Annotated in this window: 12 protein-coding genes; all 12 read right to left on the reverse strand. The window is 55.8% G+C overall.

Annotated elements, in window-relative coordinates; all coding sequences use genetic code 11:
• Nucleotide 1: 1 nt before the first annotated feature.
• Nucleotides 2-1,222: a colanic acid biosynthesis glycosyltransferase WcaL gene (wcaL, locus tag WFN75_RS10225; protein ID WP_046884806.1), complete on the reverse strand. Its 1,221-nt coding sequence runs from the start codon at nucleotides 1,220-1,222 to the stop codon at nucleotides 2-4.
• A complete protein-coding gene (gene wcaK, locus WFN75_RS10230) occupies nucleotides 1,219-2,499 on the reverse strand; it encodes a colanic acid biosynthesis pyruvyl transferase WcaK (RefSeq protein ID WP_336996112.1) in 1,281 nt (426 codons plus the stop codon). The genes wcaL and wcaK overlap by 4 nt, the downstream gene beginning before the upstream one ends.
• A 49-nt stretch (nucleotides 2,500-2,548) precedes the next feature.
• Nucleotides 2,549-4,027 (reverse strand): colanic acid undecaprenyl disphosphate flippase WzxC, encoded by a 1,479-nt coding sequence (wzxC, locus tag WFN75_RS10235; RefSeq protein ID WP_336996113.1) that lies wholly within the window; start codon nucleotides 4,025-4,027, stop codon nucleotides 2,549-2,551.
• A 1-nt stretch (nucleotide 4,028) separates the two neighbouring features.
• Nucleotides 4,029-5,423: an undecaprenyl-phosphate glucose phosphotransferase gene (gene wcaJ, locus WFN75_RS10240; RefSeq protein WP_040074900.1), complete on the reverse strand. Its 1,395-nt coding sequence runs from the start codon at nucleotides 5,421-5,423 to the stop codon at nucleotides 4,029-4,031.
• An 81-nt stretch (nucleotides 5,424-5,504) separates the two neighbouring features.
• On the reverse strand, nucleotides 5,505-6,875 hold the full coding sequence (gene cpsG / locus WFN75_RS10245) for a colanic acid biosynthesis phosphomannomutase CpsG (protein WP_336996114.1): 1,371 nt from the start codon (nucleotides 6,873-6,875) through the stop codon (nucleotides 5,505-5,507).
• Between the two features lie 111 nt (nucleotides 6,876-6,986).
• The gene (gene cpsB / locus WFN75_RS10250; protein WP_040074898.1) at nucleotides 6,987-8,423 is read right to left on the reverse strand and encodes a mannose-1-phosphate guanyltransferase; all 1,437 of its coding nucleotides are present in this window, start codon (nucleotides 8,421-8,423) and stop codon (nucleotides 6,987-6,989) included.
• 3 nt (nucleotides 8,424-8,426) lie between these two features.
• Nucleotides 8,427-9,650 carry a colanic acid biosynthesis fucosyltransferase WcaI gene (gene wcaI, locus WFN75_RS10255; RefSeq protein ID WP_336996115.1) on the reverse strand — a complete coding sequence of 408 codons (1,224 nt, stop codon included), beginning with the start codon at nucleotides 9,648-9,650 and terminating at the stop codon, nucleotides 8,427-8,429.
• Entirely contained in the window at nucleotides 9,647-10,126 is a 480-nt protein-coding gene (locus WFN75_RS10260; RefSeq protein WP_040074896.1) for a GDP-mannose mannosyl hydrolase, read from the reverse strand. The genes wcaI and WFN75_RS10260 overlap by 4 nt, the downstream gene beginning before the upstream one ends.
• Before the next feature lie 2 nt (nucleotides 10,127-10,128).
• Nucleotides 10,129-11,094 carry a GDP-L-fucose synthase gene (fcl, locus tag WFN75_RS10265; protein WP_207292053.1) on the reverse strand — a complete coding sequence of 322 codons (966 nt, stop codon included), beginning with the start codon at nucleotides 11,092-11,094 and terminating at the stop codon, nucleotides 10,129-10,131.
• Nucleotides 11,095-11,096: 2 nt separating this feature from the next.
• Nucleotides 11,097-12,218 carry a GDP-mannose 4,6-dehydratase gene (gene gmd, locus WFN75_RS10270; RefSeq protein ID WP_040074894.1) on the reverse strand — a complete coding sequence of 374 codons (1,122 nt, stop codon included), beginning with the start codon at nucleotides 12,216-12,218 and terminating at the stop codon, nucleotides 11,097-11,099.
• A 19-nt stretch (nucleotides 12,219-12,237) separates the two neighbouring features.
• Entirely contained in the window at nucleotides 12,238-12,792 is a 555-nt protein-coding gene (wcaF, locus tag WFN75_RS10275; RefSeq protein ID WP_040074893.1) for a colanic acid biosynthesis acetyltransferase WcaF, read from the reverse strand.
• 15 nt (nucleotides 12,793-12,807) lie between these two features.
• On the reverse strand, nucleotides 12,808-13,554 hold the full coding sequence (gene wcaE / locus WFN75_RS10280; protein ID WP_046884800.1) for a colanic acid biosynthesis glycosyltransferase WcaE: 747 nt from the start codon (nucleotides 13,552-13,554) through the stop codon (nucleotides 12,808-12,810).
• Nucleotides 13,555-13,563 lie beyond the last annotated feature (9 nt).

Raw genomic sequence — 13,563 nt, forward strand, 5'->3', positions numbered from 1 at the left:
TTTATAGCGTTTGTAACAGACTGGCGAGCTGATGATTAATGCGCTGCTGGTTAAAATCGGTCTCCACCTTACGGCGAGCGTTATGCACAACCGGCGTCAGCGTGTCGTTATCGATATCGCCAAAGGCGGCAAGCTGATCGGCTAGCGCCTGCGCATCATTTTCCGCCACCAGCCACCCGGAATGGCCGGGTTCAATCAGCTCCGGGATCCCGCTATGCACGGTGGAGACCACCGGGATCCCCACGGCCATCGCCTCCATTAAGGCCACCGGAATGCCTTCCATATCCCCGTCGGTACCGGTAATGGAGGGCAGCAGAAAGAGATCGGCTTCGTCGAGCATCGCTTTCACTTCGTGGCTGGGCTTGAAACCTGGCATCTCAACATGAGAGTCCAGTTGATACTGCTCAATAAGCGTGCGCAGACGGCGCTCCCAGGGACCGATACCCAAAATGCGATAATGGAAATCGACACCGCGCGCTTTCAGCTGGCGGCAGGCCTCGATGGCCACGTGCAGCCCCTTCTTCTCGGTCAGGCGCGCAACGGAAATTATCTGCAACGGTTTACCCGGCACTTTGACCGGACGCTGGGTAAAGCGATCCATGTCCACGCCCATGCGGGAGACGGTAATTTTCTCTGTCGGGCATCCCATCGTTTTCAGTCGCCCAGCCCACAAGTCGCTGATGGGCAGCATCATATCGCCGCGCTTAAACAGCTGTTGGTATTCGGGTGTGTAGTGGCTGAGCACATCGCGGCTGGAGATATCGATCCCGTGAAACACGGTAGCGATTTTGCCTTCGATCACGCCCAGTTCACGCAGCTTGGCGGCAGTAACGCCCGCCGGACCAAAGTGGGCGATGAAAACATCTGCCCGATGCGGTTGCGGCGTCTGGCCGCAAATAGAAGAGAGGATAAGATTGCGCGATTCCGCGCCATAGCGGGAGACATTCAGCGCCTTCCAGGTGGCGGGGCGATGCATACCACTCAGGGTACGCAGCGCACGGTATTGCAATTTTGCCAGTCGTCCCTGCGGCTCTACCTGCAGCCAGCGCGTTTTTGCCGCAAGATTATAATCAGTCCAGGCCGCATGGGTGTTCTGCGTATCGCCCTTTTGCAGGGCGACAATCTCCACGTCATATCCCATATCAATAAACGCGGTGATCTGATTTAAGACAAAGGTTTCTGACGACAGCGGGAATTTCAGCAAGAAGAAACCAACCTTCATTTCCCCTCCCCGATGCGATCGAGAACCGATTTCACCATGCTAAGGCCATTTTCGCGCTCGGCCTTCACGGCAACCGCCAGACGTTCATTAACCGCCGGCAGCGAGCCCAGCGTATCGGCGACCATCGCCTCCAGCGAGCCATCCAGCAGGTGACGGATATCGATAGCCATCTCCGGCATCCCCAACTGCTGCATAATGCCCGCCGACTTGTGTTCATAGTTGATGGCAATGGCCGGGGTGGCAAAGTTCATGGAGATGATCGCCGAGTGCAGGCGGGTTCCCACCGTCAGGTCGCAGGCACCCAGCAGTTTGCCCATCTCAAGGTCATTCAGTTCATCCATCACCACATGATAACGGGATGGATCGCTGACATACTCGCGCAGGTTCAATGCCACCATGCGATCGTCTTTGTTATAGCTGTCGATCCCGGTACAGGTAGAGAGCGCCAGCACCTGGTAGCCACTCTCCAGGATACGATTTACCACGCCGGCAAAAGCTTTCTCATAAGCAGCCTGCGTTGTGCCCAGACGTTTGTCGAAAGGCGCCAGTTCGCGCAGGGTAATGGCAACGGTTTTCTGCTTCGCTGCAACGTCCAGCCAGTGCTGCACCGCGTAGCTCGGCTGGAAGTTTTCCGTCTGATGATCCACCAGCCAGGCCGTATCAACGCCATGCTCGACTTTGCTGGTGTCGATATCGCTACGCTTCATCAAATCCAGGCTCACGGATTCGCGCAGAATCAGCGCGTCACAATGGCCAAACACGTAGTTGGCCAGCTGATTAAACTGCGGATCCTGGAATGGCCCCACGCTGTGACCAATCATAAACAGCGGTTTTTTCGCCATAAACGTACAGAGCGCATGTTCGAACTGCGGCACGCCATAGAGGTCGACAAAGAAGGAGCCGCCCACCTGAATAATCGCATCATAGCCCGACAGCAGGCGCACAAAATCAGTAAACCCCTGGGCAATCGCAATATTGCGCAGCTTGCCGGTGTCGGTCACGCGGGATAAGAGCACCTGATGTTGATAGCGACGGCGCAGCACTTTTTTGACGCGTCCCACCACGCCCGCCGCACTGTTATGTTGCTTCATCTGTGAAAAGAGCGGATCGCCCATCACCGGGCGATTCAGTAACCAGGAGGAGCTCACCGGATAACGGCTCATTACATCCACTTCTGTCTCAGGCGCAAGCGTGTTAATAGCATCCAGAAGACCGCGCAGAATGGCGCTGTCGCCGCGGTTACCGCAGGTGTGGTTGCCAAGAATCAATAATTTCATAATGACCTCTAAAAGGGGTTCTTCATTCAGCGGATGCGGCCTTTGGCCCTCATCCTGCACGCAATAAGGTTTTCATCTTTTCGCTGCGGCAAAACTGGCGTTTCAACTCCACCACCAGCGCATTACGCGACAGCACAATCATGACCACGAACGCCAGCGCCCCTGCGGCAATCTGTGCCGCCAGCAAGGCTCCCAGCGCCAGGTGACCGCCCAGGGCAACCCCTAAGCCGTAACTCACCGCAAGCGTCGGTAACGAAAGGTAGAACGGCAGCCACAGGCTCAGGATGTATTGACGGTAGCTGGAACCCAGCACCGGTTTGATCATCACGAAATAGCTCAGAACGGTATTGATTATCTGTACCAGCAAGAAGCCCAGCGTCACGCCGATCGCACCGGCCATGTGTCCACCCACGATAATGGCCGGAATAAACAGGAACGTTTTGAACACATTGAATTTAAAGCTAATGTCCACGCGCGCTTTCGCCATCAGCAGTGAACCAATCGGATTACCTACCGAGCGCAACAGACCCACCACGCACAGCAGCTGCAGAATGGGAACGATCGAGACCCATTTCTCGCCAAAGACCAGCGGAACAAAGTTGTTGGAAACCACCATCAGCCCCAGCAGCGCCGGAAAGTTGATAATCCCCACCACCGAAAGCAGCTTGTAGAAATTCACCCGAAGCTTCTCAGTATCATCCTGAATTTTGGCAAAGGCCGGGAAGAGTACGCGGGTGATGATCGGGTTGAGCTTCATCGGCGGGACCACCGCCACGTTATAAGCCAGGTTGTAGCCCCCGGCGACGCTGGCACCGAGAATACGCGCCAGCACCAGGGTTGAGAGGTTGGTATTCACATAGTTGATAATGCTGTCGGCCGTCAGCCAGGCGCCAAAGCGCAGGTTGGAGGAGACCGACTTGAGGGAGAAGTGCAAACCGGGGCGGTAAATTTTGCGGCCAAAATAGCCGAACAGCAGGGTACGCATCGCCGTGTTGACCAGATAACCCAGTATCGCGGTCATCGCCAGCGGCCAGAAATGAGCGCTAATCACGGTAAAGGTAAAGCCCGCCAGTACCGAACTGGTCTCAATCATGCCAATTTTGTTGAACTCCAGCTCCTTCTGCATCAGCGCGCGGAACTGCTGCCCGTGCGGGATCAATACGAAGGCAAATGACAGCGTGCGAATCAGCGGGGCCAAATCCGGGTTGTTCAGTACATGACCAATCACATCGCTCAGCAGAAACACCACCACGAAGACCGACAGTCCCAGCCCGACGTTCAGCCAGTAAAGGGTGGTCAATTCCAGGTGGCTAATCTCTTTGCGCTGGATAATGGAGTTGGCGATACCGAAATCCGAGAGAGTATCGGCGAGGGCGATAATCACCAGCGATACGGTCAGCAGACCGAACTGGTGATTGTCGATGATGCGCGCCAGCACCGTCATCTGTACCAGCCCAAGGCCGATGATGATGATGGTGGCCATGGCTGACCATTTGGCGCCGCTGATGGTTTTTTCTCGTAAGCTCATCTTAGTACGCCGCTTTGTTCACAAAGCCTTTGAAGATCGTCAGGAAAACGATTTTGATATCGAACCAGACGCTCCATTCGCGGATGTATTCCAGGTCAAATTCAATTCGTTTTTCCATCTTCTCAAGCGTGTCGGTCTCACCGCGCCAGCCGTTAATCTGCGCCCAGCCAGTAATGCCTGGCTTCACTTTATGGCGCAGCATGTAGCCTTCAATCAGCGCACGATACTGCTCGTTGTGCGCAACCGCATGCGGTCGCGGGCCCACGATGGACATACCGCCGGTCAGCACGTTGATGAACTGTGGCAACTCATCAAGAGAGGTACGGCGCAGGAAATTACCCACGCGGGTTACGCGCGGATCGTTCTGCGTCGCCTGCGTCACCACAGTGTCATTCTCCATCACCTTCATTGAGCGGAATTTCCAGACCTTGATAGGCTTACCGTCCATACCGTAGCGGGTTTGTCGGAAGATGATTGGCCCCGGCGAACTGAACTTCACCGCCAGCGCAATGGCGCACAGCACCGGAGAGATCAGTAACAGAATCAGGGAGGAGAGGATGATGTCCTCTACGCGCTTCAGTACCCGGTTGATACCCGAGAGCGGCGTGTCGTACAGAGGCACGACCGGCACGCCGTTAACCTCTTCAATGCGTGAATGGAGGATGTTGAAGGTAAAGACGTCCGGGATAAGGATCACCGAACAGGTGGTGTCGGCCAGCTCTCGCATCAACCTTTTAATGCAGGACTCTTCGCTCATCGGGATGGCGAGATAAACATTGTGGATTTTGCCGGCTTTGGCATCCTCAATCAGCTGCTCGTAGTTACCTGCCCAGTCAGCGGTCACCCCGCCAGGTTTGGCGTCGTGATACACCCCTACTACGTCGAAACCCAGCCACGGCTCATTGCGAAAGCTCTCCATCAGGGCCAGCCCCACCGGGAGATCCCCTGCTACCGCCACATAACGCTTGTTATACCCCCGATTGCGCAACCAGCCCGCGCCGAAGCGAATCAGCGAGCGGCAGGTGACCATGCCGACGCTGGTCAGCAGATACCAGTAAAAATAAGTACTGAAACTGTTGTCGAAAGCGCTGCTAAAGGCCACCAGGCCTGCGCTGAAGATGAGGCTCAGCGTCCAGTTTTGCAGTAATAACATCAGCTCCGTGGTCATTTTTACGCCACGGTATGAGCGATAAAAATCGGTCATACCGCCAATCATCTGGAAAACCACCAGCGCAATCAGCGCCATCAGCAGGTGCATGTATAAAAACGAGAGCCCACTGAGCTTACACACCACCCACAGCCCACCGAACATGATGGTGATATCCGAAAAACGCTGCACCATTGAGATTAACGATGCATTCGTTCTGGCTCGCTCGCGCTTTTTTAGATTTGTCATCGTTGTTCCTTTCGTTACCTTTCCCCTCGCACCGCCCTCTCGCCAAAGGGGAGAAGGCGGGGTAAGGGGGAGGTTTTCGTATTACTGATTCAACAGCGCCAGAATGTCCTTTGTTCGTGCTTCCATCATCGCCGTGTCGGCGCGGGACTCCACGTTCAGACGCACCACCGGCTCGGTGTTAGATGAACGCAGGTTGAAGCGCCACTGTGGGAAGGCCATGCTGATCCCGTCGGTGCGGTCAATCTCCAGCGCGTGGAGGGCAAAATGATGCTCCACGCGGGCAATCGCCTCGGCCGGCTGTGCCAGCTTGCTGTTAATCTCACCGCTCGCCGGGAAGGCGGCCATGCGGTCGCGCACCAGCTCACCCAGGGTCTGTCCCTTCAGGCAGAGCAGCTCTGTGACCAGCAGCCACGGGATCATCCCGCTGTCGCAGTAAGCAAAATCGCGGAAGTAGTGGTGCGCACTCATCTCGCCGCCATAAATGGCGTCTTCTTCACGCATACGCTCTTTAATAAAGGCGTGGCCGGTTTTCGACATCACCGGCGTGCCGCCTGCCGCCTTCACCACATCCACCGTGTTCCAGGAGAGACGCGGATCGTGAATGATTTTTGCCCCCGGGTTTTTCTCGAGGAAGGCTTCCGCCAGCAGGCCGACGATGTAATACCCCTCGATAAACTGCCCTTTCTCGTCAAACAGGAAGCAGCGGTCAAAGTCGCCGTCAAAGGCGATGCCCATATCCGCGCCGTGCTCGATCACCGCGTTGCGGGTGTCATCGCGGCACTCAGGCAGCAGCGGGTTGGGAATACCGTTCGGGAAGTTGCCATCCGGGGTGTTGTGAACCTTGATAAAGGTCACCGGCACGTTCAGCGCCTTAAAGCGGGCCTCCAGCGCATCCACCACCGGGCCGGCCGCGCCGTTGCCGGAGTTGATCACGAGCTTCAGCGGCTTCAGGCTCGCCACGTTGATGTAGCCCAGCAGGTGGTCGATATACTCGTTTTGCAGATTAATTTGTCTGTAGCTGCCGCGCCGGGCTTCATCGACCGGCGGGAAATCGTTGGCTTCCGCCAGGCGCTGCACATCACGTAGGCCGGTATCACCGCTGATAGGACGGGCGCCCTTGCGCACCAGCTTCATGCCGTTGTAGTCCATCGGGTTATGGCTGGCGGTCACTTCGATACCGCCATCCACCCCCAGGTGGAACGTCGCAAAATAGATCTCTTCGGTACCGGACAGGCCGATATCCAGTACGTCCACGCCCGCGTCCTGCAGTCCTTTTGCCAGTGCCAGCTTCAGGGACTCGCTGGTGAGGCGCACGTCGCCGCCCAGCACGATAGTTTGCGGTTTTAAATATTCGCCGTAGGCGCGGCCAATACGCCAGGCAATGTCTTCGTTCAGCTCTTCGCCCAGCTTGCCGCGAATATCGTAGGCTTTAAAACAGGTTAACTTTTCCATGATTACCCCTTATTCAGGCAACAGTTGGCCCGACCCATATCCGGGCCAATTTCATTCTTATTTATTCACAGGCCAGGTAAGCGACGCGCTATCTGGCAAACAAGTGCGCGGTTACACCCGCCCGTAGCGATCCTGGAAGCGGACGATGTCATCCTCTTCGAGATAGGAGCCTGAGCGCACTTCAATTAAGTCGAGAGGAATTTTCCCTGGGTTTTCCAGGCAGTGGGTTGCACCCAGCGGGATGTAGATGGATTCGTTTTCACCCAGCAGTTTGATTTCGCCGTCGATGGTCACTTTGGCGGTTCCCGCCACCACTACCCAGTGCTCCGCGCGATGGTGGTGCATCTGCACCGACAGCCCTTCGCCCGGCTTCACGGTGATGCGTTTCACCTGATAGCGGTCACCGGCATCAATGGAGTCATACTTCCCCCACGGACGGTACACTTCGCGGTGGATATGGTGCTCGTGGCGGCCATCGGCTTTGATCTGCTCAACCACTTTTTTGACATCCTGAACGGCGTTGCGGTCAGCAATCAGCACGGCGTCTTTGGTCTGCACAACCACCAGGTCTTTGACCCCCACGGTAGTTACCAGGCCGGACTCGGCATACACGTAGCTGTTTTCGGTTTTATGGCTAATGACATCGCCATGATGGACATTGCCCTCTGCGGTATGTGCACTGATTTCCCACAGGGATGACCACGAACCCACATCGCTCCAGCCCGCGTCCATCGGCACGACCACCGCGTCGGCGGTGCGTTCCATTACCGCGTAGTCCACGGATTCTTCCGGGCAGGCCAGGAATGCCGCTTCGTCGACGCGAATAAAATCGAGATCCGGGTCGGTGACGTTCATCGCTTTTTCACAGGCGCGCAAAATATCCGGGCGATATTTCTCCAGCTCCTCGAGGTAACGCCCCGCGCGGAACAGGAACATGCCGCTGTTCCAGTAATACTCCCCGCTGGCCACATAGGCCTGCGCGGTATCCAGATTCGGTTTTTCGACAAACTGCGCCACATCAAATGCCACGCTGTCGCCTTCGCCTGGCGTCACATCACCGCGACGAATATAGCCATAGCCGGTTTCCGGCATGTCCGGCACGATACCAAAGGTCACCAGCTTACCGTTTTCGGCATAGGGGATAGCGGCGCGAACCGCATCGCGGAAGGTCTCTTCCTGCTGGATGACATGGTCCGCCGCCAGTACCAACATCAGCGGGTCACACTCCGGGCTGCTGCGTTTTGCTGCCAGTGCCGCCAGGGCAATGGCCGGCGCGGTGTTACGTCCGGCAGGCTCCAGAATGATGTTTTCTGTCAGTTTGTTCAGCTGGCGCAGTTGCTCGGCAACAATAAAGCGATGCTGTTCGTTACAGATCACCACCGGGCTTTCACACTCCACGCCGTTCAGACGGTTCACCGTCGTCTGCAGCATGGTGAGCTCCCCTTTCAGGCAGAGGAACTGTTTTGGATAGAGCACGCGGGACAGCGGCCACAACCGGCTACCAGAGCCTCCAGCCATCACGACCGGATACAGTTTGCTTTGACTCATGATTTATCCCCGTATATCTGCAATAAATTGGCTCAGCACGTTCTCTTTTTCGAGCGTGCGTTCGGCATATTCACGTGCCACCGTGTTCTCTTTTGGCATGGCGAGTGCCTGTTCAATGCCGGCGACCAGGGCAGAGACCGACTCTGGCTCTACGCAGACGGCGATCCCTGGATAGCTGTCGCACAGCTGGCCTAATTCGGTTTCGGCTTCGGCGGTGATGACTGCGTTACCGCCGACGGCGAGTATGTTGGTCAGCTTCGACGGCAGGACGGCATCTGCCGCGCCGCGTTTCTGTACCACCAGATGGCAATCGCCCATCTTCAGCAGCGCCGGCAATGCGTCGTAGGACTGAAGCGGGAAAAATTTCACATTAGTCAGGCCACGTTCGGTGGTCATTTTTTCCAGTCGGGCTTTGCCGCCCCCCTGGCCAACAATGACAAACTGCCATGGCTGGTCGCTAAGCCGGGTCGCAGCCTCGATCACGCTCTCCAGCCCCTGCTTTTCGCCGATGTTGCCCGAGTAAAGAATGATTTTGTGCTCGTCAGGCAAACCCAGCTGCGTGCGCAGTGCCTGAGCGTCACTTTCTGTCACATCACGAAAGCGCGCCACTTCCGACCAGTTAGGGAAGAAGATGACTTTTTCCGCCGCCACCCCCTTCTCCTGCGCTTTGTTCATCATGGAGCGCGAGATGGTCGAGACGTAATCGACGTTGTGCAGGCCATTGCGCTCGAAGGCGCTCGCCAGCTTCGCAACGGTGCCGCGCTTCCCTTTGCCGGCCATTCCCAGGCCGAGCATGGCGTCCACTTCATAATCCTGAATATGCAGCAGGGTGCGCGCGCCGGAGAGTTTGCCCAGCAGACGCATGCCTGGCGTGCAAAAGAGCGTCGGCACGACGCCTATAATGCGATCCGGCTTCCAGCGACGCTGCGCCATCAGCGGGAAGAAACTGCTCAGGGCAAAGCTGCCCAGATGAATTAAACGTTTCAGCGTCGACGGCTGCTTCGGTACATAAAGCGGGCAGCGCCACACGGTGGCCTTGCCCTCTTCCCGACGATAACGCCAGCCGGAGTAGCGTTCGCCCACTTTCCACTCAGGGTAGTAAGGCGGTGCGGTAATGACCCGCACCTCGTGACCCTGGCTCGCCATCCACTCGACCATCTCACCGGTGTATTTCCCGATCCCGGTCAGCTCTGGGGAGTAGTTGATTCCGTAAACGAGGATTTTCATAGTCCCGGCACCCCAGCCTGACGCTCGGCAAGGAAATAGGCCCGACTGTTGTCGTGAACATTGTCGCTTGCCAGCAGCGCCTCTGGCGTCAGCCAGCGGTAGTCGTCATGCTGGGCGTCAGGCAGACGCAGGTCTGCCTCACTGACCTTCAGACGGAAACCGAGCACCACGTAGTGGGTGGTAAAGTCCGGACCTGAAAAGTTATCGTCATAGAAGTGCTGCCAGACCCCGTAAAACTGCCCTGCCGCCATTGGCAGACGCAGGCCCAGCTCCGCGAGAGTCAGTCGCTCAAAGGCATTCGCCAGCGTCTCATCCTTCTGTACGCGCCCACCGGGCACGAACCAGAAGCCCTGTGCAGGACGATTGGTTCGTTTCCCCAGTAAGAACTCGCCGCGTTCGTTCTCCACGATCAAATCAATAGAGATGAGCGGAGTGGAACGTACGACCGTGGCAAAATCTTCCTGACTTAAAAACATCATTACCCCCGGAAGCGGTGCTGATTTTCCAGGAACCACTGGTACGTGCTTGCCAGCCCCTGTTCCAGTGATACCTCGTGATACCAGCCCAGCTGATGCAGACGGGTCACATCCAGCAGTTTGCGCGGGGTGCCGTCCGGTTTGCTGGCGTCGAACACCACGCGGCCTTTGTAGCCCACCACCTTCGCGATGGTCTGTGCCAGCTCACGAATGGTGCAGTCCACGCCGGTACCCACGTTGATGTGCGACAGCATCGGCTCGGTATTCTCCTGCCATACCTCGCGATCCAGCTCCATCACGTGAATGCTGGCTGCCGCCATATCATCCACATGCAGGAACTCGCGCATCGGCGTACCGCTGCCCCACACCACCACGTCCGGTGCGTTATCCGCAGTGGCTTCGTGGAACCGACGCAGCAGCGCCGGGATCACGTGCGAATTGCTCGGGTGGAAGTTATCGTGCGGCCCGTACAGGTTGGTCGGCATCACCGAGCGATAGTCGCGGTTGTACTGACGGTTGTAGGACTCACACAGCTTAATCCCGGCAATTTTGGCAATCGCGTACGGCTCGTTGGTCGCTTCCAGCGTCCCCTGCAGCAGTTCGCTCTCAGCGATAGGCTGCTTCGCCATTTTCGGGTAGATACAGGAGGATCCGAGGAACAGCAGCTTGTTCACGTCATGCTTATGCGCCGCGTGAATGATGTTGCTCTCGATCATCATGTTCTCGTAGATGAAATCCGCCGGGTAGGTATTGTTCGCCACAATACCGCCCACTTTCGCCGCCGCCAGATAGACCTGGTCAATGCGCGTGTTGGCAAAGAAATCCTCTACCGCACGGCCATCAAGCAGATTCAGCTCGTCGCGGGTGCGAACAACCACCTCGACGTCGCCGCGCTGTTCAAGCTGGCGAACAATCGCGGAACCCACCATTCCGCGATGACCGGCGACAAAAATACGTTGTTTTGTCATTCTCAGGACTCCAGCGCGATGGCAACCTCGTAGCCATGGGACTTAAGCAGGGAGTGTTTCTTCGCGGCTTCGAGATCTTTTGCCACCATCTCTGCGACCATCTCCTGCAGCGTGGTTTCCGGCTTCCAGCCCAGTTTTTCGTGTGCTTTGGTTGGGTCGCCCAGCAGGGTTTCAACTTCAGCAGGACGGAAGTAACGCGGGTCAACCTCAACAATGACATCGCCTGGTTTCACGCCCGGTGCGTCATGACCGGTTACAGAGACCACGATACCTTTCTCTTCAACGCCGGTGCCTTCAAAGCGCAGTTTGATACCCAGCTGCGCCGCGGCCATCTCTACGAACTGACGCACGGAGTACTGCACGCCGGTAGCGATAACGAAATCTTCTGGTTTTTCCTGCTGCAGCATCATCCACTGCATTTTCACGTAGTCTTTCGCATGGCCCCAGTCACGCAGGGAGTCCATGTTGCCCAGGTGCAGTTTCTTCTCCAGACCCTGCGCGATATTAGCGATAGCGCGGGTAATTTTACGGGTTACGAAGGTTTCGCCGCGACGTGGAGATTCGTGGTTGAACAGGATGCCGTTACAGGCATACATGCCATAGGATTCACGGTAGTTCACGGTGATCCAGTAGGCGTACATTTTGGCTACGGCATACGGAGAACGCGGGTAGAACGGGGTGGTCTCTTTCTGCGGGATCTCTTGCACCAGGCCGTACAGCTCAGAGGTGGACGCCTGATAGAAACGGGTTTTCTTCTCCAGACCCAGGAAGCGAATCGCTTCCAGCAGACGCAGGGTACCGATGGCGTCAACATCTGCGGTGTATTCCGGGGATTCAAAGGAGACCGCAACGTGGCTCATTGCCCCCAGGTTGTAAACCTCATCCGGCTGCACTTCCTGCAGGATACGGGTCAGGTTAGAGGTGTCGGTCAGGTCGCCGTAATGCAGATGGAATTTCGGGTTAGCCGCGTGCGGATCCTGATAGATATGGTCAACACGCTCTGTGTTAAACGAAGAGGCACGACGCTTAATACCGTGCACTTCATACCCTTTTTCCAGCAGCAGCTCTGCCAGGTAAGAACCATCTTGTCCGGTAACGCCGGTGATGAGAGCGACTTTAGACATGTTTATTTTCCTCTACTTATCAAAGTTTTTCAGTTTCTACGCGTTCGCGTATCACCACTGCGGGATTGCCACGGCAAACTGCATTTGCCGGTAGCGATTTAAAAACGCTGCTGCGGGCGCCAATAACGGTGCCATCACCAACAGTTACACCCGGTGCAACAAAAACATCTGTTGCCAGCCAGCATTTTTCACCAATCACAATAGGCGTGGCGGTAATATCAAAATGCGGGCTCATAAAATCGTGGCTGCCAGTGCACAAATAACACTTTTGCGATACCACCGCGTTTGCGCCAATGGTAATGTCGCCAAGGGTATATAACACCGCGTCATCCCCTACCCAGGCATAATCTCCGAGGGTTAATTTCCACGGATAGGTAATTTTTACCGATGGGCGAATGACTACGTTTTTTCCTATTTTTGCGCCGAAGAGTCGTAATAAAAATGCTCGCCAGCGATATAAAATCTGCGGTGACCAGGCAAATAACGTTGCCTGTACGGCCCACCACAATTGAACTTTGATTCCGTTTGCGCCGCGAAACCCCTTCGGCATGGAAAAACCACTAAGATCCTGCATAACGTCCTCTTATATTCAGGCTTTGTTATAGAGGGCTTTCGTTTTACCTGTCGTTTTCAGACGTAAAAAATAAGATAATTCCGCCCAGAACCCTGGCACTCGTAATATTTTGCGCTGGACTTTTTTGGCGTCCTGGCACAATTCCAGATTATTCGAGGTTGAAACGCCGCCCATTGAGAATTCCGACACCAACCCTTTAATGCGTTTAAACGGGAAGCCTGCTTTAAACATTCTGGCGGCAAGGGCGTAATCGGATGAAACCTTATACTGCAAATCATAGGGATAGGTTTTTAAACCGTTGACCGGGAAGAAAATAGCCTGATGACTGGCGGGCAGACTATGATAAATATACCAACCATGTTTTGCCGCACGTTTGACTTTATTCCCGTCGCCGAAATCGAGCAGCGCATCGCCGATGTACATGGCATTCTCTTTTTCACGCATCAGCTGGCGCACAAACAACGCGACGTCTTCATGGAACACATCACCGGAGTTAAGGAAGATCGCGTAACGACCTTGCGCCATGTCGATGCCCTTATTCATGGCGTCGTAGATGCCTTTATCTTTCTCGCTGATATAACGTAAGTTGAACTCACCGTTGCGTTTTTCGAGAAACTCTGCGGTGCCATCGTCCGAGCCGCCATCGACCACGATCCATTCAAAAGTGAGGCTGGGGTCGCGTGCCAGATTGCGCAGCGAGCGCCAGGTTTTTACTACCCCATCGTAATTACGAAAGGCGACAGTAATGACGCTAAGAAACATATAACCACC

This window comes from Leclercia sp. UBA7405 (assembly GCF_037152215.1).
Classification (GTDB): Bacteria; Pseudomonadota; Gammaproteobacteria; order Enterobacterales; family Enterobacteriaceae; genus Enterobacter; species Enterobacter pneumoniae.

Excerpts from the sequence above, each read along its gene's own strand:
- cpsB (WP_040074898.1), bottom strand. The coding sequence starts at position 8,423 with ATGAGTCAAAGCAAACTGTATCCGGTCGTGATGGCTGGAGGCTCTGGT.
- wcaK (WP_336996112.1), bottom strand. The coding sequence starts at position 2,499 with ATGAAATTATTGATTCTTGGCAACCACACCTGCGGTAACCGCGGCGAC.
- wzxC (WP_336996113.1), bottom strand. The coding sequence starts at position 4,027 with ATGAGCTTACGAGAAAAAACCATCAGCGGCGCCAAATGGTCAGCCATG.
- wcaL (WP_046884806.1), bottom strand. The coding sequence starts at position 1,222 with ATGAAGGTTGGTTTCTTCTTGCTGAAATTCCCGCTGTCGTCAGAAACC.
- WFN75_RS10260 (WP_040074896.1), bottom strand. The coding sequence starts at position 10,126 with ATGTTTTTAAGTCAGGAAGATTTTGCCACGGTCGTACGTTCCACTCCG.
- wcaI (WP_336996115.1), bottom strand. The coding sequence starts at position 9,650 with ATGAAAATCCTCGTTTACGGAATCAACTACTCCCCAGAGCTGACCGGG.
- cpsG (WP_336996114.1), bottom strand. The coding sequence starts at position 6,875 with ATGGAAAAGTTAACCTGTTTTAAAGCCTACGATATTCGCGGCAAGCTG.
- fcl (WP_207292053.1), bottom strand. The coding sequence starts at position 11,094 with ATGACAAAACAACGTATTTTTGTCGCCGGTCATCGCGGAATGGTGGGT.
- gmd (WP_040074894.1), bottom strand. The coding sequence starts at position 12,218 with ATGTCTAAAGTCGCTCTCATCACCGGCGTTACCGGACAAGATGGTTCT.
- wcaF (WP_040074893.1), bottom strand. The coding sequence starts at position 12,792 with ATGCAGGATCTTAGTGGTTTTTCCATGCCGAAGGGGTTTCGCGGCGCA.
- wcaE (WP_046884800.1), bottom strand. The coding sequence starts at position 13,554 with ATGTTTCTTAGCGTCATTACTGTCGCCTTTCGTAATTACGATGGGGTA.
- wcaJ (WP_040074900.1), bottom strand. The coding sequence starts at position 5,423 with ATGACAAATCTAAAAAAGCGCGAGCGAGCCAGAACGAATGCATCGTTA.